We start from the raw sequence: 24908 nt of genomic DNA on the forward strand, positions 1-24908 counted from the left end.
ACGGCGGGCGGAAGAACGTCAGAAGGCGTACCGGACCCGGCAGTACGGGACGTGCGCACGCAGCAGCTCCGCGAGCTCCGCCAGGTACCGCTGCTTGTCCCGCCAGCGGTACCGGACGTTCACCGCTCCGTTCTGCGACCGCTTGGTCTCCTGCAGCTCCGGCCGCCAGATCAGCTGCTCGGCCTGCGGGTGCCAGCCGAGGTTGACTTCGTGCAGCGCCTCGTTGTGGGTCAGGAAGATCACCTCGCAGGCGAGCTGGCGGCGCGTGGCCGGGCCGACGGCCGCGTCCAGCTGCTGCAGCAGCTCGGCCCAGTCGGCGAGCCAGCCGTCGTACACGACGACCGGCGAGAAGTTGACGTGCACCTCGTACCCCGCGGCGACGAAGTCGTCGAGCGCCGCCAGCCGCTCGGCGACCGGGCTGGTACGGATGTCGAGCAGTTTCGCGACCCGCTCCGGCATCAGCGAGAACCGCATCCGGGTCCGCCCGCCCGGGTCGAGGCCGAGCAGCGCGCGGTTCACGTACTTGGTCGCGAACGACGCCTTGGCGGTGGGCAGGGTCCGGAACGCCGCCACCAGCTCGGCGACGTTGTCGCTGACCAGGGCGTCGACGCTGCAGTCGCTGTTCTCGCCGAGGTCGTAGACCCACGCGTCCGGGTCGCACTGGTTGGCCATCTTCGGCCCCTGCCGGCCCACGTGGCGGACCGTGGTCGCGATGATCTTGTCGAGGTTGGTGAACACCGTGATCGGGTTGCTGTAGCCCTTGCGGCGCGGGACGTAGCAGTACGCGCACGCCATCGCGCAGCCGTTGGCCGAGGACGGCGCGATGAAGTCGGCCGAGCGGCCGTTCGGCCGGACCGCGAGCGCCTTTTTCTCGCCGAGCACCAGCGCCTCGCGCTTGATCCGGACCCAGCGCCGGACGTTCGCCTGGTCACCGTGCAACTCGGGGATGTTCCAGTGGCTGTCCACCTCCACCACCGCGGCCTCCGGCCACCGGGCCAGCACCTGCTGCCCGCGCTCCGACGCCGCCGCGGCGGGCTCGGCGTAGATGCGGGTGATCTCCAGCAGTTCCTGAACGGGCACACTTCGACGATCCCAGACGCCACCGACAGGAACTGGACCCCGGACCGCCGACCATCGAGACATGAGGAACCGCTGGGGGCTGGTCCTGTACGCCGTGCTGTCTCTCGCTCACCTGGTCGCGATCGCGCTCGACGAGAAGCTGCCACGCCTGCTCACCAAGCTGGCGCTGATGCCGACGCTGGCCGTCTGGGCCCGCCTCCAGGGTGCCGCCTGGCTCCTGGTCGGTGCGCTGGCGGCGTCCCTGCTCGGCGACGCTCTGTTGGAAGGCGACGAGCTGCTGCTCGGCATGGCCGCCTTCGGCGTCGCCCACGTCTGCTACATCGTCCTGTTCTCCCAGCGCACCACCCACCGCTCCTGGAAGGTAGCGGCGGCGTACGGCGTGCTGTGGCTGGCCGGCATGGTGTTGCTCTGGCCCGGGCTGGGCGACCAGCGGCTGCCGGTCGCGGTCTACTCGTTGCTGGTCACCGGTACCGCGCTGACGAGCATGTGGTTCGGCTGGCGGACCGGTGTCGGCGGACTGGTGTTCATGGTGTCCGACGGGCTGATCGGCGTCGAGCTGGCCGGGTACGGCTTCGCCGGCCGGGACTACCTGGTGATGGCGACCTACTGCCTGGCGCAATACCTGCTGGTCGTCGGTCTGGTTCCAGGTCGGGAACGGGTGGCGGCGGCGGTGCCAGTGGCTCGGTAGAGCTTCATCTTGCGTTGGGCAACTAGTTCCCGCGGGGTCACCTCGGGCGCTTGTCCTGGATCGCATGCTGGTCATCGCGCACCGTGGAGCTAGCGGCTACCGTCCGGAACACACGCCGGCGGCCTACCGCCTGGCTGCGGCGCTCGGCGCCGACTACCTGGAGCCGGACCTGGTCGCCACGCTGGACGGCGTCCTGGTGGCCCGGCACGAGAACGAAATCTCCGGAACCACCGACGTGGCCGACCACGCGGTGTTCGCGGACCGCAGGATCACCAAGATCGTCGACGGCGAGGCCGTCACCGGGTGGTTCGTCGAGGACTTCACGTACGCCGAGCTGCGCACACTGCGCGCCCGGGAGCGGATGCCCGCGCTGCGCGCCGCCAACACGGCGTACGACGGCCGGGAGGCGATCCCGACCTTCGACGAGGTGGTGGCGCTGGCCCGGCAGGAGTCCGCGCGGCTCGGGCGGCCGATCGGCGTGATCCCCGAGATCAAGCACCCGGCGTACTTCCGGCGGCTCGGGCTGCCGCTGGAGGAGCTGCTCGCCGAGCGGCTGACCGCGCTCGGCGTCCGCCGTGGCGAGGCGATGGTGCAGTCGTTCGAGCCGACCAGCCTGCGGCGGCTCGCGGTGATGACCGACGTACCGCTGGTGCAGCTGGTCGACTCCGAGGGCACCCCCAACGACTTCCAGCGCTTCGGCGACGACCGGACCTTCACCGACCTGACCGCACCGGCCGGGCTGCGCGAGATCTCGACGTACGCCGAGGTGCTGGCGCCGCACAAGGACCTGGTCATCCCGCGCCGCTCCGACGGCGCGCTGGACGCTCCGACCCGCCTGGTCGACCAGGCGCACCGCGCCGGGCTCAAGGTGCAGGTCTGGACGTTCCGGGCCGAGCGCCGCTTCCTGCCGACCGGCATGGACCTGGCCGCCGAGCTGAAGGCCTTCGCGGCCACAGGCATCGACGGCGTCTTCGCTGACCACCCCGACATCGCCGTGGCCACCATGACCCGCCGGGCCACGCTGAAGGTCTAGAGCGAGCCCCGCAGGTCCTTCAGTACCAGCTCCGCAGCGGCTGCCAGCTCCCGGTCGATCGCCTGGTTCTCGTTGAGGCCCAGTACGACGCGGGCGCTGGTCGCCGGGCGGGCACGGATCAGCTTGGCCCGCAGGTAGGTCGGCGGGTGACTGGAGTCGGTCCGCGTCTCCCGCAGCCTGCTGACCCGGAGCCGCCGCTCGATCTCGCGCTGCGGTGTCTCGGCCACCGCACGCCGTACTGCTTCCAGCGGCGGCAGGTCCTTCTCGAAGCGCAGCGCTCGCTCCAACGCCCTGTACGACGTGTCGCCGAGCAGCGTCCGCTCCAGCGCCCAGGCGGCGGCCTCGGAGCCGGCCACCTCCGCAGCGGTGCGGTCGGCCAGGTACTCCGCCCGCTGGTTGCCGCGCAGGCTCACCCGGTCCAGCAGCCAGGCGTAGCCGCGGACGATCGGCCCGACGATGCTGTTGATCACCCGGGTGAGGTGACTGGCGGAGGTGTCGGTGCCCAGCGCGTGCGCCGCATCCAGCTTGTACTCGTCGTACGGCTGCTCGGTGAACGCCGCCTCGACCTGCTCCAGCACCGACTCAGCGGCGTCGACCACCCAGCCGTGCCGGGCGTCCCCGTTCCTCCCGTGCCCCAGCTCGTGCGCCAGCACAGCCACCCGCTCCTGCGGCCGCAGCCCGGTCCAGAGCGGCAGCCCGATCCCGATGACCGGCCGGAACCGCCACCCGACCCGCACGAAGCAGACGTTCGGCTCAGCATCCAGCGCAACAGCAACGACCTGCGCAGTACCAATGGCTGCAGCGATCTGGTCCAGCAGACCGAACAGCACCGGTGCGTCCTCGCGGAAGACCAGCTGGACGTCAGGATCCAGCCGGGTGGCACGGGGACGCAGCATCAGCCCGATGGCGATGGCGATCGCTGCCAGCGGGATGCTCAGCCAGAGCGGCCGGTAGAAGATCAGCAACGCCACGCCACCGACCAGCGCGACCAGAGGCAGCACCAGCAGGGCAGCCGACAGCAGGTACGCCGTGATGCGTGCTGCGTCGACACCCGGGCGCTGGATGCGGCCGTGCTCCAGCTCGCGGTAGAGGGTGTCGGCGAGCTGGTGCTCGAGCTTCACGCGCCAGGCGGGCTGCTGGTGGTCGGGGCCGGTCGGGTCGACGTTCCAGTCGCACTGGTCGCACCAGGTGACGTAGCCGGGGTCGACGCGGATCTGCTGGGCGCACTGGGGGCACCGGGTCACGCCGGCATCGGTCTGCACGGCAGCAGTGTGACAGTGCGGTCAGAGTTCGCGGCGGAAGGCGGCGAGGGCCTCGCTGGTGGCGTGGGCCAGTTCCTCGTTCAGGTCGCTGCGGGGGATGACCTGTGGCTGGGAGTGCTGCAGGAGCCGCAGGCGCAGGTACGTCGGCGGGTGGTCCGGCGAGCAGCACAGGCGGGTGAGGCGGATCCGGCGGTCCAGCTCGCGGCGGGGGACCTCGGTGACGGCCCGGCTGGCCGCGGTGGTCGGGTCGATGTCGCGGTTGTAGCGGAGCGCTCGTTCGAGGGCTCGGAAGGCTGTGTCGGACAGAAGCGCCTTCTCGAGCGCGCCGGCCGTCGCCAAGGTCCCGGCGAGCTGGGCGGCCCGCTGGTCGGCGGCGTACGCGTCGTACTGGGTGAAGCGGAGGGTGACGCGCTGGAACGCCGCCAGGTACAGGCGGAGCAGCGGGCCGAAGAGGAGGTTGGCCAGCTTGGTCAGGTAGTAGTTGACGATCACGTCGTCCTGCGCCGAGACCACACCGCCCGCAGGGCTCGGCAGCACCCGCTGGGCCTCGTCGTGCCGGGTCTCGTCGAGAGGGCCGGGCCGGAACGAGTCGATGAGACCAGTGAGCACGCGGCGAGCAGCAGTAATGGCCGCAGCCAGCCGGCTCGACCTGACCAGGCTCAGCGCGATCACCGCTACCCGTTCCTGCGGCTCCAGCGCACTCCAGTACGACGTACCGATGACCAGCACCCGGCGGAAGCGCCAGGTGATCCGGGCGGCACTAACGGTCGGGCCGCTGTGCACGTAGACGCCGGAGACCGGGCCGACCGCGTCGAGTACGGCGTACAGGCCGGGGGCCTCAGCGCGGGAGACGGGCTGGGCGTCCGGCGGGAGGTCCTGCGGGCGCGGGCGGAAGGCTGCGCCGATGACCAGCGCTACGACGGCCAGCAGGGCGCTGAACCAGAGCGGCCGGTAGAAGAGCAGTAGTGCGACTGCACCGAGGAGACCGGCGCAGGGGATCAGCAGTACCGGGACAGTCACTAGGTACGCCGAAGCCCGGGCCAGTGGTGAGCCCGGGCGGTTGACGGCACCGCGTTCCCACTCGCGGTAGACGGAGAGTTGTCGTCGCTGCTGCCAGGCGGCGACCTTGTGGTGCTCCGGGTGCGGGTCGACGTTCCAGTCGCACCGGTCGCACCACGTCACGTAGCGCGGGTCGGCCGGTAGCTCGTGGTCGCACCGCGGGCAGTGCGACAGTCCCGACTCGGTCTGCACGGCAGCAGTGTGGTCCCTGGACGGGGCCGTTGCCCACTCGGGGCGTGGTCACTGCTGCCGTGGCAGCGAGGTCACGCGGCCGGCGGCTTGTCGTCGTAGATGCGGGCGGCGATGTCGCCCTCCGGCGTCGTCTGCGGCTGGTGGTTGTTCTGCATGCTCTGGTGGGCGCTCTGCCAGACGGCCTTGCCGTCGGCCTCGGGCATCACGACCCAGGCGATCACGTAGCCGATCAGCGCGGTACCACCGGTGAGCAGGGTCAGCGCGACGATGCCCAGCCGGACCAGCGTCGCGTCGATGTTCAGGTACTCCGCGATACCGCCGGAGACACCGGACAGCATCCGCTGGTCGCGCGAGCGGCGGAGGGTCTTGCCGGACAGGTTCTGGAAGGGTGCGGTGTTGTTCGTCATGTCCACAACTGTGCCGCTCGGGAGCCTGCCCGCACATCGGGATCGGTACCGACCCACCCCTGACCCGACCCCGGCATCCCTGGTCCGGCGCCCCTGACGACTTCCGGACTTTGTCGGTGGTCGCGGCTAGCTTGAACAGATGGACGCGGAAGCGGTGCAGAAGCTGGTGCTGCGGTTGCCCGGCACGGAGGAACACGAGGGCTGGGCAGGACAGCCGGCCTTCAAGGTGCGCAAGAAGGGTTTCGCGTACCTGTCCGAGGACGACGCGAAGCTGTTCGTGAAGGCGCTCCGCGAGGAGCAGCAGGCGATGATCGCGGAGAACCCCGAGGTCTACTCGTCCTGGTGGGAGTCCGGCCGGTTCGGCTGGCTGGAGATCGACCTGGAGCACGCCGACCCCGACGAGATCGAGGAGCTGGTCACCGAGGCGTGGCGGCTGAACGCTCCGAAGTACCTGATCGCCCAGTGGGAGGAGTAAGCCCACAGACAACCTCAACCACAGCAGGCCCACCACCGAAGCCAAAGGTGACAAGGGCAATGGCCCACCCCAAGGTGACGCCTGCTGACTTCTCGCCCAAACAGCGCACCTGCACCTGGTCAGCGGTGGGAGGTAGGCGAGAAGTGCACAGGTGGCACCTACCCGCACCCAACCACCAACCCGCGGCCGGCGCCGCGAGGCCCGAACCACCCGCACCCGACCTACGTGCGTCAACCCCAGCCGGTCACCCGACAAGCAACCCCAGCCTCAGCCGCTCGCCGTACAACCAACCCCAGCCCCCGAACGCGCCCCCTACCGCCCCGAAACCCCAGCCACACTCCCGCCCTTCCGGTAAGCACTCGGCGTCGTGCCGACCTCGCGCCGGAAGACGGTCCGGAAGTTCGCGGCGCTGCCGAAGCCGGCGACGGTGGCGATCCGTTCGACCGGCAAGTCCGTTGCCTCCAGCAACCGCCTCGCGCTGAGCACGCGCTGCACCGTGACCCAGCGCATCGGCGACTGCCCGGTCTCGGCCGCGAAGTGCCGGATGAACGTACGCCGGGGCAGGTGGCTGCGGTCGGCCAGCTGCTGGACGGTCATCGGCTCGCCGAGGTTCTCCAGCATCCAGGCCCGCGTCGGCGCGAGGTCGGACCGCGGCGGCACCTGCCCGTCGACGTGCTGGCGCTGGTCGCCGGCGCGGACCGGCGCGGCGACCACGCCCTGCCCGGCCGCGTGGGCCGCCGCCGCGCCGAAGTCGGACCGGATCAGGTGCAGGCACGCGTCGATCGCCGCGCCACCGCCCGCGGAGGTCAGCACGCGGCCGTCCTCGACGAACAGCTGGTCGCCCTGGACGTTCACCGTCGGGTGCAGCGCGCGCAGCGCGTCGACGTACTGCCAGTGGGTGGTCGCGTCGCGCCGGTCGAGCACGCCGCTCGCCGCCAGCGCGAAGGTGCCGGTGCAGATGCCGACCAGGCGGGCGTCGCGGTCGGCGGTGGAGCGGATCAGGTCGAGGTACTCCGCCGGGAGCGGGACCTCCGGGTCGTCGTACCCGGGGACGACGACGATGTCCGCGGTCGCGGCAGCCGCGAGCGGGTGCGCCGGGCGGAGCGCGGAGCCGGGGACGTCGGTCTCGCCGCAGAGCAGCACGTCGTACCCGCCCTGCTTGCCGAGCAGGTACGCCGGGATGGTGACGTCGAGGTCGATCACGCGGGGCACGACCAGGATCGCGACGCTCAGCACGGGACCTCCTCGACCGGGTGGCACAACGGTCGCGCGAGCGGTGGCACGAACGATGCCGTCTTTGGCACCGCCGCCGCTGGTGACCCGCGGCGCGACTTCCTAGGTTGGTTGAATCTTGTTCAACCTAACAGGGAGTGCTGATGGCGGTACAGACGGAGAGTTTCGGGGTCCCGTGGGAGCACGACTACGGCTACGTCCAGGCGGTCCGGCGTGGTGACACGATCTACCTGTCCGGCCAGCTGTCGCACGACGGCGCCGAGTTCGTCGCGCCCGCGCCGGTCGGTGCGGACGGCGTCGTGACCGACTTCTCGGCGACCGCCGACCAGTGGCGGCGCACCTACGTGAACGCCGAGGAGCTGCTGAAGCGCTTCGGCGCGACCCTGGACGACGTGGTGGAGGAGGTCGTCTACGTGCTCGACGTCGACACCGCGATGAGCGTCGCCGGGGAGGTCCGCAAGGCGGCGTACCGGCGGGACGACCCGCAGGTCGCCAGCACCATCCTGGGCGTCACCCGGCTGGCCCTCCCGCAGCAGCTGATCGAGGTCAAGTTCGTCGTCAGGGTGTAGTCCGAGGGGTCCACCGCGTCGGGGGCTGGCTTGCACTCGCTTGGGGCGAGTGCTAATACTTGGTTAGCACTCAGTGGGCGAGAGTGATAACGCTCGTGCCCGCGGGGAGCTGTTAGAAGACGGCCTCGATGAGGTGCCGGAGTCAGGCGGGACGTGACCGCGACGACACCGGTACCGTCCGTCGCGGGCATCGGGCCGGCTGAACCACCAGAAACTCGACGCGGGAGGACTCGCGGAGAATGCCCAAGCTGATTTCTTTCAACGAAGAGGCGCGCCGCGGCCTCGAGCGGGGAATGAACACCCTCGCCGACGCCGTCAAGGTGACGCTTGGCCCGAAGGGCCGCAACGTCGTCCTGGAGAAGAAGTGGGGCGCCCCCACGATCACCAACGACGGTGTCTCCATCGCCAAGGAGATCGAGCTCGAGGACCCGTACGAGAAGATCGGGGCCGAGCTCGTCAAGGAAGTTGCCAAGAAGACCGACGACGTCGCGGGTGACGGCACCACCACCGCGACCGTGCTGGCCCAGGCGCTCGTGCGCGAGGGTCTGCGCAACGTCGCCGCCGGCGCCAACCCGATGGGCCTGAAGAAGGGCATCGAGAAGGCGACCGAGGCCGTCAGCGAGCAGCTGCTGGCGCTGGCCAAGAACGTCGAGACCCGCGAGCAGATCGCGGCGACCGCCTCGATCTCGGCCGCGGACACCCAGGTCGGCCAGATCATCGCCGAGGCGATGGACAAGGTCGGCAAGGAAGGTGTCATCACCGTCGAGGAGAGCAACACCTTCGGCCTCGAGCTCGAGCTCACCGAGGGCATGCGCTTCGACAAGGGTTACATCTCGCCGTACTTCGTGACCGACACCGAGCGGATGGAAGCGGTCCTCGACGACCCGTACATCCTCGTGGTGAACAGCAAGATCTCCAGCATCAAGGACCTGGTCCCGGTGCTCGAGAAGGTCATGCAGACCGGCAAGCCGCTGGCGATCATCGCCGAGGACCTCGAGGGTGAGGCGCTGGCGACCCTGGTCGTGAACAAGATCAAGGGCACCTTCAAGACCGTCGCCGTCAAGGCGCCGGGCTTCGGTGACCGCCGCAAGGCCATGCTCGGTGACATCGCCATCCTCACCGGTGGTCAGGTCATCTCCGAGGAGGTCGGCCTCAAGCTCGACACCGTGGACCTGGAGCTGCTCGGCCAGGCCCGCAAGGTCGTCGTCACCAAGGACGAGACCACCATCGTCGAGGGCGTCGGCGACGCCGACTCGATCCAGGGCCGGGTCAACCAGATCCGCGCCGAGATCGAGAAGTCGGACTCCGACTACGACCGCGAGAAGCTGCAGGAGCGGCTGGCCAAGCTGGCCGGCGGCGTCGCGGTGATCAAGGTCGGCGCGGCCACCGAGGTCGAGCTGAAGGAGCGCAAGCACCGCATCGAGGACGCCGTGCGCAACGCGAAGGCGGCCGTCGAGGAGGGCATCGTCGCCGGTGGTGGCGTCGCGCTGCTGCAGGCGTCGGTGATCGCGTTCGAGAAGCTGGAGCTCGAGGGTGACGAGGCGACCGGTGCCGCGATCGTGCGGTCGGCCGTCGAGGCCCCGCTCAAGCAGATCGCCGTCAACGCCGGCCTCGAGGGTGGCGTCGTGGTGGAGAAGGTCCGCAACCTCGAGCCGGGTCACGGCCTGAACGCCGCGACCGGTGAGTACGTCGACCTGATCAAGACCGGGATCATCGACCCGGCCAAGGTCACCCGGTCGGCGCTGCAGAACGCGGCCTCGATCGCGGCCCTGTTCCTCACCACCGAGGCGGTCATCGCCGACAAGCCGGAGAAGGCCGCGGCCGCTCCGGGTGGCGCGCCCGACATGGGCGGCATGGACTTCTGATCCCCGGAAGTTCCTCGTAGTACCAGTACTGAACAAAGCGGTCCCGGGTCCCAGCCCGGGGCCGCTTTGCTGTGTCTAGCCCTTGGCGGCGCGCAGCAGCCGGAGCTGCCCGATCTCGGCCGCGTTCTTCATCAGCTCGGAGTTCACCCAGCCGTAGAGGTCGGCCACGGTCCGTCCCGCCTCCGGCGGCCACGGGAAGGCCACCGGGAGCGTGAGCCGCGAGGAGTCCTCCAGTACGGCGGACCACTCGTCGCGCAGGTGGTGCATCCAGTCCCTGGTCCCGAGCAGCGTGCCCGGCCACGGTACGTCGGTGCGGTGCGGCGGGACGGTCTGCCGGGCGTGCGCCAGCGCCGTCGTCCACCACCACCCGATGTGCCAGGTCAGCCAGCCGACCGTCGGCACCGGGATCGGGTCGAGCTCCTGATCGGCCCAGTCCGGCCGCCAGACGCCGGTCGCGTCCGGCCGGACGGCCCAGTTCAGCTCGGCCGGCTCCCAGAGCAGGTCCTCCGGGACCAGCCGGTCCAGGTGGTACTCGAACAGCGACCAGGTCAGCTCGAACTGCCCGCGCAACACACCTGTGATCGTCACCGGGTGATTCTCTCAGGGCCTCCCGACAACGCTCAGGAGCTGACCAGGCAGAACGACGCGTAGTGGTCGGCGGTGTAGTAGACGAATGCCGGGTCGGTGGTCTCGCCGCCGCCGATCAGCCGGCGGGCGCCGCGGTCGGGAGAGCCGGGCGTCTCCACGGTGTACTCGTGGTAGTAGCCGGTCGACTCGTCGGGGAGGATGCCCTCCCGGTTCTGGAAGACGGTGCCGTCCTGGTCGTAGGGGAACGGCCCGCCGGAGTGGATCAGGTCGAGGGTCTCCGAGGCCTCCGCGGGAAGGGAGCTGAGATCGCAGGAAGGGATCGCGGCGAGCTGCGGTACGGCGTACAGGGTGGTCGGGGCGGGAGCCGCGGTGGCGGTGCTGAAGCCCAGCAGGACTGAGGCGAGCACGGCGACGACGGCGCTGACGGTCTTCGTGACGACGGGGGTTCGCATGGGCTGGAGGCTTCCCGCTCCAACCGCCCGCGGGACATCCCAGCTGTGGTTAACCGGTGGACTATGACCCTCTGCCGCCCTACTGTTCTGGCTGCGAGAACGACTCGAGCGAAAGGAGCGACCGATGACCACTCAGACGTGTTCCACGGCGCGCCCGGTCCGCTCGTCCAGCTCGCACTGAGCGGAGCCCGCGCCTCTTTCCGGAGGTACCGTGACCATCCGCACCATCGTCGAGTCCGATCTCGACACCATCCACACCCTGATCGCCGACCAGTCGATCAACACCGTCACCCGTGAGCGCTACGACGAGTACGTCGGCGTCGGCTACTACCGCGACGCCTGGACCTGGGTCGTCGAGCAGGACGGCCGGATCATCGCGCTGGCCGTCTGGTGGGAGATGCCGCAGTTCGAGCACCCGTTCAGCATCGACGGCCTGTACTACGCCGGCGACGGCGACCCGGTGCCTGTGTGGGCCGAGCTGATCCGCGCCGGGCTCGACTCGATCCCGGCGGGGGCCGAGGAGCCGGAGTATCACCTGTTCGTGCCGAACGGCTGGCGCGAGCAGCCAGAGGTTGTTGCTGCGTTGGAGCCGCGGCTGGCGGCAGCTGCGCTCGCTGGGCTGTCAGCGGTGACTGAGCGGCTGCGCTACGAGTGGTTGTCGTCGTACGGGCTGCCGAGCCGGTCGACGCGGCTGCGGTTCGAGCCGGCCGAGGACGACGCGTTCCTGGATGCGTTCGTTCGGGTCATCGAGGGGAGCCTGGACGCCTCCACTGCGCGGGCGGTTGCGCGTGGTGGGGCTGAGGCGTCGGCCAAGGAAGATCTGGAGATCTACCAGGAGATGCCCGGTGAGCGGGACTGGTGGAGGCTCGCGTACGACGAAGCCGGCGCGCTGGTCGGCTTCATCCTGCCGTCGGCCAACAACGGCGGGCCGGTGATCGGGTACGTCGGGGTGCTGCCCGAGCAGCGCGGGCACGGCTACAGCGACGACCTGCTCGCGGAGGGGACGCACATCCTCGCCGAGACGGGCGCTGAGCGGATCCGCGCCGACACGGATCTGACCAACCGCCCGATGGCCGCGAGCTTCGAGCGCCAGGGCTACCGCAACCACGCGGTCCGGATGGTCGCCAGCCACCCGATCGCCTAGCCATCGATCGCCGGGTCGGGGCGGCCGCCGAGTCGCCCCGGCCCATCCGGGCGTCGCCCCTCGCGAAAGTTGTGCGCGAGGGGCAGACGGCTGGGCAGGTGCGCCCTATGCTCCCTGACATGTCAGAGACCTTCGGGTCTTCGTCGGGCGGGGTGAGGGTGGACGATGCGCGACATCGCGCTGATCCTGCACGTCGCGTCGGGGGCGCTCGCGGTCCTGCTGGGGCCGTTCGCGATCGCGCTGACGCTGCGGCGCAAGGGGCTGAACTGGGTCGGGGAGATCTACCACTGGGCGGTCGCCCTGGTCTGCCTGTCCGCGCTGGTGATGGTGCCGTACGACTGGGCCGGGCTGTGGGTGTTCTGGCCGATCTCGCTCGCGTCGTACCTGTTCGTGTACCTCGGTCAGCGCTCGGCGGAGGCACCGGGCGGGCTCTGGTACCGCGGCGTCCTGCGCGGGTACGGCGGCGGCTGGATCGCTTTGTGGACAGCGATCCTGGTCGTCAGCGCCGCGGATCACCCGTGGACCTGGGCGGTACCGATCGTGCTCGGCACCGCCCTGATCGAGTGGCTCTGCTTCCGCCCGGCCGTCGCATGGACGCGGGTCTGACGCTCAGCGCAGCCGGCGGAAGAACGCGCGCAGGTCGTCGGTGAGCAGCTCGGGGACCTCCATCGCCGCGAAGTGCCCGCCGCGCTCGTACTCGTTCCAGTGCTCGATCTTGCCTTCCGGGTCGACCAGGCTGCGGATCGCCGTCTCGGCGCCGAACACGGCGACACCGGTCGGGGGAGCGGCAGAGGCACCCGCCCAGCCACCGTCGTCCGCGCCGCCGCTCCAGCTGTCCTCGGCAGGCGCCGGCTGCTCCGCGAACGCCCGCCAGGCGGCCATCCCGTCGTACAGGGCGTGCGCAGAGGTAGCACCCGAGCCGGTGAACCAGTACAAGCTCACGTTCGTCAGCAGCTGGTCCTTGTCCACAGCATCTTCAGGCAGTGCCGCCGAAGGATCCGTCCACTCGGCGAACTTCTCCACGATCCACGCCAGCTGCCCGACCGGTGAGTCGTTCAGCGCGTACCCGATCGTCTGCGGCCGCGTCGACTGCAACGTCAGATACCCCAGCCCGTCCCGCAGGTAGTTGTTGAACCGCTCGGCCCGCTCCCGATCCATTCCGCTGAACGCCTCCACATCAACAGGCCCACCGAACGGCTCCGACGCGCTCACCGCCGCCAGGTGCACCCCAGCCACCCGCCCCGGCGCAGTGAACGGCAGCATCCCGCTCACCCCAGCACCTGCGTCCCCACCATGCGCAGCGAACCGCTCGTACCCGAGCCGGCTCATCAGCTGCGACCACATCCCAGCCACCGCGAACAGGTTGAACCCAGCCGGCCCGAGCGGGTTGGAGAACCCGTACCCCGGCAGCGACGGTACGACGACGTGGAACGCGTCCGCCGGGTCACCACCGTGCGCCCGCGGGTCGCTGAGCGGCCCGACCACCCGCGCGAACTCCACCGGCGACCCCGGCCAGCCGTGCGTCAGCAGCAACGGCAGCGCGTTCGGCTCCGGCGAAGGCTGGTGCAGGAAGTGCACCCGCTGCCCGTCGATCTCGGTCACGTACTGCGGGACCTCGTTCAGCCGCGCCTCCTGGGTACGCCAGTCGTACCCGTCCGCCCAGTACGCCGCCAGCTCGCGCAGGTAGCCGCTCGGCACGCCCCGGCTCCAGCCGTCGTGGGCCGTGGCCGGCCAGCGGGTGTTCCGCAGCCGCGCCCGGAGGTCGTCGAGGTCGGCCTGCGGGATGTCGATGGCGAAGGCCTGGACCGCGCTGCTGGTCGTCATCGGCAACGTCCTTCCGTGGTGGGTGGTGATCGGATCCCATCCCACCGCGGACGACGTCGGCAAACCCTTGACCCCAGGCGCAAAAGCTGAGCCAACCGCGCGCGCCAGAGCCGGCGCGAGCCAGAGCCGGCGCGATCGCCCAGCCGGGGCGAACGCCGGCCCGGTCGCGCGCTACGCCTGCCCGGCCTGCTCCTCCGGCGTCGCCTTCCGGACCACCAGACGCGTCCACGCACCCACGTAGATCCGGTCGTCGGCGTTCAGCTCACGCCGCTGCCCCGGCGGGACCGGGTCTTCAGGCAGCGGCCCCGACGCCGGCCCGACGAAGGTCCCGTTGGACGACTGCAGGTCCTCCACCCACCAGCGCTGCCCGTCGGTGGTCAGCTGCGCCTGCCGGCGGCTGACACCTGTGTCGTCACCGCAGTCCACCTCCGGGCTGATCCCACGGCTGCGCGACGGCCGCCCGACCAGCACGCTCTTCTCGGTCAGCGGTACGACGACCGGCAGGCCCGGCGAAGGGCACGGGTCGTCGCTCTGCTGCACGGCGTACCAGTCGGGGTCGACCCAACGCTCCACGACCCACTCGGCGACCTCCTGCGGAGCAGGCGGCACCGGCGGCGGCGCCGTACTCGGTCCGAGGTCCAGCGGCGAAGCGGCCCGGGGCATCGTGCCCGTAGTGAAGTCGTAGCCGCAGGACTCGCAGAACAGCGCGTCCACAGCAGCGGACTCGTTGCAGTTCGGGCAGGCCTGCGTGGTCGGCGCCGCCGGAGCAGGAGCCGCCACAGCAGGAGCCGGTACGGCGGCAGCCGCCGGTGTGGCAGCAGCTCCGATCGGAAGCCCGCAGACGTCGCAGTAGTCGGTCGAGGTCGACGGGTGCCCGCTGGGGCAGGTCGTCCCGCTCACTTCTTCACCCGGGTCGTCTTGGTGGACGCGGTGTCGAGCGCCATCTCGTCGACCTTCTCGACCGTGCGCTTGAGCCGCACGGTGCCGGTGTCCTGGTCATCGATGTCGACCACCTTGCGCAGCCGCGAGGTGGCCTCCTCGTTACCGGTCTGGGCGGCCAGCTGGACGGCCCGGCCGAGCTTGGTGGTCGCGGTCGCGGTGTCACCGGCCGCCTTCGCCGCCAGGCCCTCCTGGATCGCGTCGGCAAGCTCGGTCTGCCCGGTGTAGTGGGCGACCTCCGGGCTGATCCGGGTGGTCAGAGCCTCGTCGGCCGACCACAGTGCCTTCACCAGGCCCTGCGCGAGCACCTGGTCGCCGACAGCCAGCTGGACGCGAGCAGCGAGCTGCTCCTGCCCGATTCCCTTCGCAGCAAGCCGTACTGCGACGTGGTAGTCGCGGGACTCGTCGCCCCAGGAGCCGGTCGGGTAGGACCCGGTCAGCGCGTTCACCTCGGTACGCCGTGCGGTCAGGTCGTCCACGGTCGGTGCGACCTGGCGGACGAACAGCACCTGCGCGCCCTGCGGCGCCCAGACCCGCAGGTCGGCCGCGGCGACGCCCTTGCTCATCGCCTGCTGGATCAGCTTCTGGAACTCGGCCGCCAGCTGCTCCGGCGCCGGGATGATGTCGACCGTGCCGAGCAGCGCGGTGGCGATCCGGCGGACCTCGTCGACCTGCCAGGCCACCCCGACGCCGCGGCAGTCGCACTGGAACTGGCCGGTGACCGCCTCGATCGTCGCGGTCAGCACCTCGGGCGACTCGTGCTGGTTCTCGCCGTCGGTGAGCAGGATCGCGTGCTTCTGCGACAGCGACGGCACGGTCGCGAAGACCCGCGAGGCGAGCCGCAGCCAGGTACCCATCGCGGTGCCGCCGTCGGCGTAGAAGCGCGACACGGCCTCCTTGGCGGCCTGCCGGGTGTAGGCGTCCATCCGGACCATCACCGGCTCCGCCGACGGCGGGAAGGCCAGCTGGGCCCGGTCGTTGCCGGAGATCACCGCGAACCAGACCCCGTCGAGGATCTGGTCGATCGCGGTCTGCGCGGCGTACGCGGCGGCCCGGACGCCCTCGGCGCCCATCGAGCCGGACGTGTCGACGATGATGATCTCGCCGGCGTCGCCGGACCCGGTCTGGCCCGCGACGCCCGCGCCGGCGCAGTCGACGGTGACGATCGCGTGCACGTCGGTACCGCCGTCGGGCAGGAACTCGTTCTGGTAGACGGTGGCGGAGAACTCGGCCATCTCGTGGGGTTCCTTTCGGTCCGGCGGGATCAGGGGAGGCGCGCGAGCGCGACGGTGATGTTGTCCTGGCCGCCCTGGGCGTTCGCCCAGTCGACCAGTGCGGACGAGGTGGCCAGCGGTTCGCCACTGTTGGCCGCAGCGGTCTGACGGACCAGGTCGGCCAGCGGTGCCGCTTCGGAGCAGTAGTTCCACAGCCCGTCCGAGCAGACCAGCAGCCAGCCCGGACCGTCCACCCGGAGCGTGGTGGTTCGCGGGGTGTGGTCCGGGGCGTCCTTGCCCAGCCAGCGGGTGATCGCGTGCGCCTGCGGACCGGTCTCGGCCTCGTGCCGCGGTACGCCGGTGGCGATCAGCTCGGCCGCCCAGGAGTCGTCCACAGTGAGCCCGACGGCCTCGGCGTTGTCCGGGAACCAGTACGCCCGGCTGTCGCCGACCACACCGGCCACCAGCAGCCCAGCCTCGAGCACAGTGGCGACGAACGTGCAGGACGCCGGGTTCGGGCTGTCCGGACTCGTGTTCTCCAGTACGGCGTCGCTCGCGGCGTCGGCGGCCGCGTTCAGCCGGGCGATCACCGCCGCCTCCCGCGACGACTCGGTACCCATGCCCTGTGCGTGCCCAGCAGCCAGTACGTCGCGCGCCGCGCGAGCAGCGGCCAGGCTGGCCACGTCGGAGTCCAGCGACGAGCTCACCCCGTCGCAGACCACCAGCAACGCGCGGCTGCCCGGCTCTGCGTCGGCAGCGATCGCCACCGCGTCCTCGTTGCGGCTGTGCCGGATGCCTCGGTCGCAGACCGCGGCGACCCAGGGAGCGGGCTGCTCGCTGAAGTGGTCGCGCGGCTTGCTGGCCTTCGTACCGCAGGTCTCGCAGTAGCCGTCGGCACCGACCGTGCCGCCGCAGGAGCGGCACGGACCGGGCGTGAACGCCGGCGCCGGGGCACCGGTGTGCAGCTCGATGGTCGGTTCGGTGTCGGTGTCCAGCGCGGGCGTGCTCGGTGCGGCGCCGGGCTGCAGCTCGGCGCCGCAGCTCTCGCAGTACAGGTCGGCGTCGGACACCGGTTCGCCACAGCTGGGGCAGACCGTCCGGGTCGTACTCGTCATCGCAGCGTCCATCCTCGAACCTCGTTGGCCAGGTCGACCAGGGCGATCCTTTCCTCCCGGCTGCGCGCGTGGCCGGCCAGCTCACGGTAGGCCGACTCCAGGCCGGCGCGCAGGTCCGACTCGGTCGCGGCGTGCTTGGAGATCACCACCTGCGGGTCCGGGCCGTTGGCCAGGACCACGTCCAGCGCGGTCGCGAACACGCTCGCCGACAGGTTCGCCCGGTCCACCGGGTCGATGGTCAGGTCGTCGATACTGCCCATGGCCTCGGCCAGTGCGCCCAGGCCGCGACCCGATCCGGCCAGCAGCCCAGCCCGAAGCCGGCGGGCCCGGATGTAGGCGCCGCTGGTCGGCGGGACCAGGTCGAGCGCTGCGACCGCGCCGTCGAGATCACCGCGCTCCGACCGGATCGTCGACAGCCCGAAGGCCGACGGGGCGATGTAGTTGGCGTCGGTCCGGGCACAGGTCAGGTAGAGGCCCTCGGCGACGTCGTACTCGCCGCTGAGCCGGCAGGACTCCGCCAGCGCCAGCTTCGGTGCCAGCTCACCCGGTACCTGCCCGTAGACCGCGTTGAACGCCGACTGCGCGGCGGGGATGTCGTTGCGGGCCAGTGCGACCAGTCCGGCCATCCAGACCGCGCGCCACTCCCACGGGTCCTGCTTGAGCAGGTCGCTGACCGCGGTGTCGACCATGTCGTGCTGGCCGGAGTCCAGAGCGGCCTGGGCGAACTCCAGCAGCGTCTGCGGCGTCTGCTCCGGCGCGTTGGAGATGGCCTCCAGCCGCTGCTCCGGGTCCTGCACGCTGACCGTCTTCAGCCAGCCCGCCATCTTGTCGCCGTCGTCCGGCAGCAGGGAGGGGAGGCGCTGCCACGGCAGAGCGGCCTCGCCGAGCGCCGCGGCCCGGTCACCTGGGCTGCCGAACAGCAGCGACGACGTGGAGTGCTGCGCGGCGCCGTACGGCTGCTTGGCCGCGACCACCTCCCGCAGTACGCCGAGCAGCTGCACGCGCAGCTCGTCGGCGGAGACGAAGCGGTCGGCCGGGTCCTTCGCGCACGCCTTGAGCAGCAGGCGGTAGAACGAGTCGTACTCCTGGAACAGCGGCACGTCGCTCACCGGCGGCAGCGACGCGATGTACGTCGACTGGTAGCCGCGGAACTCCATCGCCAGCACGGTCAGCGTGCGCCCGAGCGTGTAGATGTCGGACGCGATCGACGTGCCGACCTCCGGGACCTCCGGTGCCTGGTAGCCGACGGTGCCGTAGATCGCCGAGTCCATGTCGTCGATCCGCCGCACACCACCCATGTCGATCAGCTTCACCGCGTCGCCGACCTGGATGATGTTGTCCGGCTTGAAGTCGCAGTAGACCAGGCCGAGGTCGTGCAGGTACGAGAACGCCGGCAGGATCTCCAGCAGGTAGGCGATCGCCTGGTCGACCGGGAGCGCGTTGTACTGGCCGCGGTTGGCCTGCATCCGCTGCTTGAGCAGGGTCTTCAGGCTGGTACCGCCGACGTACTCCATCACGATGTAGCCGGCGCCGTCGTGGGTGACGAAGTTGTAGATCTCGACGATCAGCGGGTGCTCGACGCGAGCCAGGAACTGCTGCTCGGCGATCGCCGCGGCGACCGCGTCGGGGTCCTCGGAGTTCAGCAGACCCTTCAGCACCACCCAGCGGTCGGAGACGTTCTGGTCCTGAGCCATGTAGATCCAGCCGAACCCGCCGTGCGCCAGACAGCCGGCCACCCGGTACTGACCGCCGACGAGGTCGCCGGCCTTCAGCTTCGGCGAGAACGAGAACGGGCTGCGGCACTTCGGGCAGAAGCCTTCGGTGCGTCCCGGCTGGTCGCCACGGGCGCGACCGACGGCGTTCCCGCAGTTCGGGCAGTTCCGGCGGTCCTCGGGGACCATCGGGTTCTGCAGGATGGCTTTGCTGGCGTCGATCGGCGGGATCGTGGGGACGCTGGTCAGGCCAGCACCGAGCCGTGCGCCACGGAGGCGAGTCGAAGAGGTGCCAAGGCGTCGAGTCAGCTTGGAGCCGGCCGCCTGGGCTCGAGCCGAGCCCAGGGGAGTGGAAGCCAGCCGGTTGGAAGCCCGAGAAACAGTAGAGGGAGAGCTGATGGGCTCAGGTGCGGCTTCAGCAGAAGCAGGTGTTCCACAGACATCGCAGTACCCATCGACAACTGTTCCCGAGCAACCTGGTTGCTGGCAGCCCCCAGCGGCAGCAGGTGCTCCCAGACCAGCAGTCCCACTGCCCGTAGTGGCAGCAGGGGATCCGCAAACATCGCAGTACCCGTCAGCAATGGTGCCGGTGCATCCCGGCTGGGTGCAGGTCATGTTGTCCCTCCGACACTGTTGTCCAAGTAGATCTGGTACGCCGCAACGAGCGCCGCCAGCCGGACCAGATCCACCGGCTCCGCCTTCAGTACTTCCCGCCCTCGCCGGTACAGCTCAGCCAGGTCCTCAGTAGCTCCACCAGTACGAGCCACGCTGCCCGCCTTCACCTGGTACGCGTCCAGCCGCGCCGCCAGCTCGTCCCGCCGCGCGAGCGCAGCACCGTACGCCGACTGCGCCTGCCCCAGCGCCCGCCGTACGGCGTCCAGCCGGGTCAGGTACTTCTCCAACTCAGCAGGCGTGTTCGGCACCGCCCCGAGCGCAGTCACATCCGGTACGCCGAGCCGCGGCGCAGGCGCCACCGCCGCGACGCACTGGTCAGCCAGCGCCCGCACAGCCGTCCCCTGCGCCTCCAGCTCGGTCCGCAGCGTCCGCGCCCGGGCCACGTCGGCCGCACGCTCCCGCCGGGTGGCGGACCCGACGATCAGGTCCCGCTCGACCAGCGCCGCGTCGATCTCCAGCGGCCCGATCAGCCCGCCGACATCGGCGCCCCGCTTGGACCGCTCGGTCACGTCGGTGACGCGCCGGTCCAGGTCGTGGTGCTTGGCGATCGCGTCGTTCCGGCTCACCGCGGGCTCCCGCGTGACCAGGTCGCTGATCCGCTCGACCTGCGCGCGCAGCTGCCGCAGCCGGGCCGCCAGGTCGGCGTCACCGGGCTCCAGCGCGAGCTTCGCCCGCAGCGTCGCGGCCAGCGCGTCCGACAAAGTGCATGCCTCAGGCAACGAAACCGCGAGCGACCCGCCGGCCGCGCCGGCACCGGACGTGGTGTCCAGGCCGCCCCAGATCAGCGTCGAGATCCGCTCGGTCTCGGCCGCGCCGACCCGTCCGGAGTCCCAGGTCAGCAGGATCAGCTCGTACCGGTCCGAGACGGCCTTCCAGACCGCCATGCTGAGCACCACGTCGGCGCTCAGCGCGTCCGCGTCGGCGGCGTGCAGGGCGGCCTGGTCGAGCTCGTCCAGCTCCGCGCGGCGCCGGTCCCGCCAGGTCCCGAGCGCGTCCAGGAACGCCAGCAGCTCCGCGGCGGGAACGCTGCTGCCGATCCGGCCCGGAGGCGCCGGCGCGGCGGCGGTCGGCGTACGAACGGTCATCAGCCCCTGCCGTAGAGGGGCTTCGGCGGCGCCGGTGCCGGCCCGAGGGTCGGCGCGAGCCACTTGTCGTAGGAGGCCTTCCAGCGCCCCTCGGCCTTCATCTGCTCCAGCACGCCGTTGACGAACCGGACGAAGTCCACGTTCTCCTTCGGAATCCCGAGACCGTACGGCTCGTCGCTGATCCGCTGGCTGATGATCTTCGCGTACGGGTCCTGCGCGGCCTCACCGGCGAGCACGGTGTCGTCACCGCTGATCCCGTACGCCTTGCCCTGCTGGAACAGCACCAGGCAGCCGGTGTCGGTGTCGGCGGTGATCGGCGTGATGTCCTTGTACTTCTTCAGGTTGTCCAGACTGGTCGAACCGGCCGGCGCGCAGATCGTCTTGCCGCCGAGGTCCTCCAGCTTGGTCGCGGTCGAGTCGCGCTGGATCAGCGTCTTCTGGCCGGATCGGTAGTACTCCGCCGAGAACGCGATCTGCTGCCAGCGGGCGCAGTTGATCGTCATGTTCCGGGCCACGATGTCGATGTTGGACGCCTTGTTCTGCAGCACCGGGATGCGTTGCGGGCTGGAGATCACCACCAGTTCGACCTTGTTCGGGTCGCCGAAGATGGCCCGGGCGACCTCGCGGACCATGTCGATGTCGAAACCCTCGATGGCGCCGGTGATCGGGTTGCGCGAGCCCAGGTTCAGGCTGTCCGCGGAGATCCCCGCCCGGAGCCGGCCGTTGCGGTAGATCCTGTCCACGGTCGAGCCGAGCCTCGCCTGCCCGGGGGCCGGGAGCGCGCCCTCGGGTGCGTACGAGCGCAGCTCGTCGGTCAGGTTGTTCTTGCAGGTCGGCCCGGCCGGCGGCGGCGCCGTACTGGTCGGGGCGGCCGGGTTCGGCGGGACCTCGGTGGCCGCGTAGTCGCCCGAGCCACAGGCGGCCAGGGCGAGCAGCGCCACAGCGCTGCCGGCGGCGATCAGCTGCTTCCTCATCGGTATTCCCCCAGTCGCTGGGACAGGCCCCAGGCGGCGAGCAGTGCGGCCGCGATCCCGATCGGCAGGCCGAGCCACCCGATCGGCGGCAGCGAGCCGCGCGCGTCGGCGAGGTTCTGCTGGGCGGCGTCGCTGCTCACTCCGAGGGTCGAGGCGGAGGCCTTGTCGAAGTTGGTGAACGGCGTGGTCGCGGAGCCTGCTCCGGTGCCGATCGCGAGATCCACGGCGTTGTCCCACTTGCCGCTGTCGTCGGCCGAGCGGATCGCGACGTGGGCCGCCTTGTACTGCTGCCAGGCGCTCGCCGCCGAGCCGGCGCCGGAGCCGATCGCGGCGAGTTGCTTGTCGACCCGCTCGGCGGCGGACTTCCACGCCTTCTCGAAGTCGGCACCGGAGCCGCGGGCGATCAGCGTCAGGCTCTCGTTCGACTTGGCGTCGTACGCCGCGATCCGGGCCCCGGCCAGCGCCAGCGCGTCGGCGTACTCGTCGGCACGAGTGTCGCTGGCCGAGCTGCTGGCTCCGGCGAGCCCGGCACCTCCGACCACCATCGTCAGCAGCACCAGGACGGCTCCGACGACCAGCGGCACGTTCAGGTACCGGTGGGTGCGCTTGGCCAGCCAGACCATCGTCAGCACCAGTACGGCGAGGCTGAGCAGTCCGCTGACGATCAGCCAGATGTTGCCGCGGCCGACACCGTTGAACTCGGTTCTGACCCGGTCCTCGTTGGCGGTGACCAGCGCGTTCAGCAGCGGCAGCGACTCGTTCTGCAGCGTGGCGTTGGCGTCCTTGAGGTACTGCGAACCGATCGGCAGGCCCTGGCGGTTGTTGGTCCGCGCCTGCTCAATCTGGCCGTTGTAGGTCAGCAGAGTCATGTTGAGCGCGCCGAGCACGGTCTGGTCGGCCGGCTGGGCCGTGGCCGCCTCGGCGATCAGCCGGGAGGCCGTCGCGAGCGAGTCGACGAAGTGCTGGCGCTGGGCCGGCGGCTCCAGGCCGCCGACCAGGAACGCGTTGGTGGCGTCGGCGTTGGCCGCGACCAGGTTGGTGTGGATCGCCTGCACCCGGACCAGCTGCGCGGTGTTCGCCTCCGCTCGCTTCAGAGCGCCGTCGGACTGGCGGAAGCCCTGGGCCGCGGCCAGGCCGAACAGTACGGCGACGACGGCGGTCAGGATGAGCAGTGCGCGCATCCGGCCCGGCGTACCGTAGAAGAAGATGTTGACGACGCCGTGCGGCTTACGAGCCGGTGGCGGCTGCTGCGGCGCGCCGCTGGACGCGACGGGCGCGGCCGGCGGCGACCAGGTCGCCGGGGGCGCACTGACTGTCTGGGTCACGCCTGTTCTCCTTGCTCGGGCAGCACAGCGGTCTCAGCCGGTACGTCGGCCCGCTCGGTCTCGGCCGGGCTGGACAGCTCGGCTCCGACCTCTGGCTGGTCGGCGGTGGTCGGTGGGTGCAGGTCCTCGTCGGTGAGGTCCTCGGCGACGATCTGACGCAGCTGCTCGGTGGTGGGTGCCGTGACGTCGCGCAACCGCCAGGCGTGCCGGCCGATCGCGGCCTCCAGGGTGTTCCGCGCGAACCGCCCGTTGCCGAACGACCGCCCGCGCGGCGTCGACTCCAGCACGACCTGGAAGTGCGTCAGCGCGCTCTCGGTCAGCTCGTAGTCGGCCGCCTCGGCCAGCCCGGTGAGGATGTCGGTCAGCTCGGCGTCGGTGTAGTCCTCGAACCCGATCGTCGTCCGGAACCTGCTGGCCAGGCCGGGGTTGGCGGCGATGAACGTCTCCATCGGTTCGGGGTACCCGGCAACGATCACGACCAGGTCGTCGCGGCGGTCCTCCATCTCCTTGACCAGGGTGTCGACCGCCTCCCGTCCGTACTGGTCGGTGCCCTGGTCACCGGAGGTGAGGCTGTACGCCTCGTCGATGAACAGCACGCCACCGGCCGCCGACGCGACCACCTCGGCGGTTTTGGTCGCGGTCTGGCCCAGGTATCCGGCGACCAGCTCGGAGCGGTCCACCTCGACCAGCTGCCCCTTGCTGAGCAGCCCGAGCGCCTTGTAGATCCCACTGACCAGCCGAGCGACCGTCGTCTTGCCGGTCCCCGGGTTGCCCACGAACACCAGGTGCCGGGTGATGGTCGGGCTCTTCAGCCCGGCGTCGGTCCGCAGCTTCTCCACCCGCAGTACGGCGACCTGCCGGTGCACCTCCCGCTTGACCTTCTCCAACCCGGTCAGCTCGTCCAGCTCAGCCAGCAGCTCCTCAACGGACCGCTCAGGCTCAGCAGGTACTGGTACTTCTTGTGGAGTTTCAGGTACTGGAGGACTACTACTGATCTGCACTGGTCGTGCTCCAGCGGCCTGCAATTGTGCGGCAGCTGCCACCGATGCATTGCCGATCACCCGCATCGTCGGCTCACCCAGCGAACAACTCGCGGAAGCCACCTCCGCCAGCGCCTCGGCGTACGCGACCTTCTCCGCCGACCCCTGCGCAACCAGCTCGGTCAGCACCGCGGTAGGCGACCCCCGCCACCTCCGACCCCGTACGGCGGCGTCGAAGAAGTCCTGAGTGGTAGCACCCGACGTCACCGCCGCCCAGTCCGCCGGAGCACCCGGAGCCGACTCAGCCAGTGCAGCGGCGAGCGACAGCGCCTCCGCCCGCGCAGTGTCCTCGGACACCCCCGCACGCCCGGCGACGGTCAGCAGCGCCGCCAGTGCGTCCTTCAGCGAAGTACCCCCCACGCTGCTCATGCCCCTCCTCGTCCTGGCGGTGGTTGCAGTGGTCCTGGCCCTGGTGGTGGTTCAGCTGGCGGTGTCTCGCCGAGAGCCAGTGCACCACCGGTCGACCCGGTGCCGAACTTCTCCTGCAGGAACCTGCCGTGCGCGACCAGCGCGGCCGCGTCGGCCCGGTTCACCGCGTCGAAGACCTTGTCCATCGTGGCCCCCAGCAGGTCCAGCTGGTCGATCAGCAGCATCAGCGACGTCTTGCCGCGGTCGACCGGCCGGCTGTCGGCCCACTGCCGCGGGAGCCGCAGGTACCCGCCGATGGCCTCCGGCAGGTAGTCCGTCGCGGTCGCCATCACGGAGTACGCCTGCAGGCTGCCGCCGAGGTTGCCGAGCCGCGGGATGGTCTCCCGCACGATCCGGACCACCCGGTTGACCCGCGACGCCACCACCGCCGGTACGGCGCCGTCCGCGACCAGCTGCTCGACCCGGACCAGTGCCGCGAGCAGGTCGTCGGTCGTGGGCGCGCGGGGACCAGGGTCGGGCTCCGGCTCCGCCTTGCGACCGGTCAGCCGCGCGAAGAAGTCACCCAGCGCCATGCAGTCCTTGTCCCCCC

Annotated in this window: 24 protein-coding genes; 7 read left to right on the top strand and 17 right to left on the bottom strand. The window is 70.6% G+C overall.

Annotated features, from left to right (window positions below):
- Positions 1-18: 18 nt before the first annotated feature.
- Entirely contained in the window at positions 19-1080 is a 1062-nt protein-coding gene (locus ACZ6Z4_RS21300; RefSeq protein ID WP_465566985.1) for a spore photoproduct lyase family protein, read from the bottom strand.
- Between the two features lie 61 nt (positions 1081-1141).
- Here ACZ6Z4_RS21300 and ACZ6Z4_RS21305 point away from each other — a divergent pair, with 61 nt between their 5' ends.
- On the top strand, positions 1142-1768 hold the full coding sequence (locus ACZ6Z4_RS21305; RefSeq protein WP_465566988.1) for a lysoplasmalogenase: 627 nt from the start codon (positions 1142-1144) through the stop codon (positions 1766-1768).
- Positions 1769-1832: 64 nt separating this feature from the next.
- Positions 1833-2801 (top strand): glycerophosphodiester phosphodiesterase, encoded by a 969-nt coding sequence (locus ACZ6Z4_RS21310; RefSeq protein ID WP_465566991.1) that lies wholly within the window; start codon positions 1833-1835, stop codon positions 2799-2801.
- Here the strand turns inward: ACZ6Z4_RS21310 and ACZ6Z4_RS21315 are convergent.
- The 3 genes from ACZ6Z4_RS21315 to ACZ6Z4_RS21325 form a co-directional block, all read right to left on the bottom strand.
- Positions 2798-4063, bottom strand: coding sequence for a M48 family metalloprotease (locus tag ACZ6Z4_RS21315; protein WP_465566995.1), 1266 nt, complete (start codon positions 4061-4063; stop codon positions 2798-2800). The genes ACZ6Z4_RS21310 and ACZ6Z4_RS21315 overlap by 4 nt on opposite strands.
- Positions 4064-4084: 21 nt before the next feature.
- Positions 4085-5314 (bottom strand): M48 family metalloprotease, encoded by a 1230-nt coding sequence (locus tag ACZ6Z4_RS21320; RefSeq protein WP_465566998.1) that lies wholly within the window; start codon positions 5312-5314, stop codon positions 4085-4087.
- Between the two features lie 71 nt (positions 5315-5385).
- Positions 5386-5721, bottom strand: coding sequence for a PspC domain-containing protein (locus ACZ6Z4_RS21325; protein ID WP_465567002.1), 336 nt, complete (start codon positions 5719-5721; stop codon positions 5386-5388).
- Positions 5722-5860: 139 nt separating this feature from the next.
- Here ACZ6Z4_RS21325 and ACZ6Z4_RS21330 point away from each other — a divergent pair, with 139 nt between their 5' ends.
- Positions 5861-6196, top strand: coding sequence for an MmcQ/YjbR family DNA-binding protein (locus tag ACZ6Z4_RS21330; RefSeq protein WP_465567005.1), 336 nt, complete (start codon positions 5861-5863; stop codon positions 6194-6196).
- Between the two features lie 312 nt (positions 6197-6508).
- Here the strand turns inward: ACZ6Z4_RS21330 and ACZ6Z4_RS21335 are convergent, their stop codons facing one another.
- Positions 6509-7432, bottom strand: a complete 924-nt coding sequence (locus ACZ6Z4_RS21335) for a GlxA family transcriptional regulator (protein WP_465567008.1) — start codon at positions 7430-7432, stop codon at positions 6509-6511.
- A 140-nt stretch (positions 7433-7572) separates the two neighbouring features.
- Here ACZ6Z4_RS21335 and ACZ6Z4_RS21340 point away from each other — a divergent pair, with 140 nt between their 5' ends.
- The gene (locus ACZ6Z4_RS21340) at positions 7573-7998 is read left to right on the top strand and encodes a Rid family hydrolase (protein ID WP_465567012.1); all 426 of its coding nucleotides are present in this window, start codon (positions 7573-7575) and stop codon (positions 7996-7998) included.
- A 239-nt stretch (positions 7999-8237) separates the two neighbouring features.
- Positions 8238-9863 (top strand): chaperonin GroEL, encoded by a 1626-nt coding sequence (gene groL / locus ACZ6Z4_RS21345; RefSeq protein WP_465567015.1) that lies wholly within the window; start codon positions 8238-8240, stop codon positions 9861-9863.
- A 75-nt stretch (positions 9864-9938) separates the two neighbouring features.
- Here the strand turns inward: groL and ACZ6Z4_RS21350 are convergent, their stop codons facing one another.
- Positions 9939-10451 (bottom strand): DinB family protein, encoded by a 513-nt coding sequence (locus ACZ6Z4_RS21350; protein WP_465567018.1) that lies wholly within the window; start codon positions 10449-10451, stop codon positions 9939-9941.
- Positions 10452-10483: 32 nt separating this feature from the next.
- Entirely contained in the window at positions 10484-10903 is a 420-nt protein-coding gene (locus ACZ6Z4_RS21355) for a guanyl-specific ribonuclease (protein ID WP_465567022.1), read from the bottom strand.
- 211 nt (positions 10904-11114) lie between these two features.
- On the opposite strand from ACZ6Z4_RS21355, the gene ACZ6Z4_RS21360 reads away from it, so the two are divergent.
- Together ACZ6Z4_RS21360 and ACZ6Z4_RS21365 are read left to right on the top strand one after the other, a co-directional pair.
- Positions 11115-12047: a GNAT family N-acetyltransferase gene (locus ACZ6Z4_RS21360; RefSeq protein WP_465567025.1), complete on the top strand. Its 933-nt coding sequence runs from the start codon at positions 11115-11117 to the stop codon at positions 12045-12047.
- Between the two features lie 165 nt (positions 12048-12212).
- Positions 12213-12653 (top strand): hypothetical protein, encoded by a 441-nt coding sequence (locus ACZ6Z4_RS21365; protein ID WP_363666040.1) that lies wholly within the window; start codon positions 12213-12215, stop codon positions 12651-12653.
- Positions 12654-12656: 3 nt separating this feature from the next.
- Here ACZ6Z4_RS21365 and ACZ6Z4_RS21370 read toward each other — a convergent pair whose 3' ends face one another.
- The 10 genes from ACZ6Z4_RS21370 to ACZ6Z4_RS21415 all read right to left on the bottom strand — a co-directional run bounded on the left by ACZ6Z4_RS21370 (position 12657) and on the right by ACZ6Z4_RS21415 (position 24891).
- Entirely contained in the window at positions 12657-13871 is a 1215-nt protein-coding gene (locus ACZ6Z4_RS21370) for an epoxide hydrolase family protein (RefSeq protein WP_465567029.1), read from the bottom strand.
- 171 nt (positions 13872-14042) lie between these two features.
- Complete coding sequence (locus ACZ6Z4_RS21375; RefSeq protein ID WP_465567032.1) at positions 14043-14771, bottom strand: FHA domain-containing protein; 729 nt, start codon at positions 14769-14771, stop codon at positions 14043-14045.
- On the bottom strand, positions 14768-16045 hold the full coding sequence (locus ACZ6Z4_RS21380) for a vWA domain-containing protein (RefSeq protein ID WP_363666035.1): 1278 nt from the start codon (positions 16043-16045) through the stop codon (positions 14768-14770). Before ACZ6Z4_RS21380 ends, ACZ6Z4_RS21375 begins: the two co-directional genes overlap by 4 nt.
- Positions 16046-16074: 29 nt before the next feature.
- Complete coding sequence (locus ACZ6Z4_RS21385; RefSeq protein WP_465567037.1) at positions 16075-17139, bottom strand: protein phosphatase 2C domain-containing protein; 1065 nt, start codon at positions 17137-17139, stop codon at positions 16075-16077.
- Positions 17136-19466, bottom strand: coding sequence for a serine/threonine-protein kinase (locus ACZ6Z4_RS21390; RefSeq protein WP_465567041.1), 2331 nt, complete (start codon positions 19464-19466; stop codon positions 17136-17138). Before ACZ6Z4_RS21390 ends, ACZ6Z4_RS21385 begins: the two co-directional genes overlap by 4 nt.
- The gene (locus tag ACZ6Z4_RS21395) at positions 19463-20611 is read right to left on the bottom strand and encodes a hypothetical protein (protein WP_465567044.1); all 1149 of its coding nucleotides are present in this window, start codon (positions 20609-20611) and stop codon (positions 19463-19465) included. Before ACZ6Z4_RS21395 ends, ACZ6Z4_RS21390 begins: the two co-directional genes overlap by 4 nt.
- Positions 20611-21585, bottom strand: coding sequence for a glutamate ABC transporter substrate-binding protein (locus tag ACZ6Z4_RS21400; protein WP_465567046.1), 975 nt, complete (start codon positions 21583-21585; stop codon positions 20611-20613). Before ACZ6Z4_RS21400 ends, ACZ6Z4_RS21395 begins: the two co-directional genes overlap by 1 nt.
- Positions 21582-22910, bottom strand: a complete 1329-nt coding sequence (locus ACZ6Z4_RS21405) for a hypothetical protein (protein WP_465567050.1) — start codon at positions 22908-22910, stop codon at positions 21582-21584. Before ACZ6Z4_RS21405 ends, ACZ6Z4_RS21400 begins: the two co-directional genes overlap by 4 nt.
- On the bottom strand, positions 22907-24319 hold the full coding sequence (locus ACZ6Z4_RS21410; RefSeq protein WP_465567055.1) for an AAA family ATPase: 1413 nt from the start codon (positions 24317-24319) through the stop codon (positions 22907-22909). The genes ACZ6Z4_RS21405 and ACZ6Z4_RS21410 overlap by 4 nt, the downstream gene beginning before the upstream one ends.
- Positions 24316-24891 (bottom strand): hypothetical protein, encoded by a 576-nt coding sequence (locus ACZ6Z4_RS21415; protein ID WP_465567058.1) that lies wholly within the window; start codon positions 24889-24891, stop codon positions 24316-24318. Before ACZ6Z4_RS21415 ends, ACZ6Z4_RS21410 begins: the two co-directional genes overlap by 4 nt.
- Positions 24892-24908 lie beyond the last annotated feature (17 nt).

This window comes from Kribbella sp. NPDC104740, from assembly GCF_055583505.1.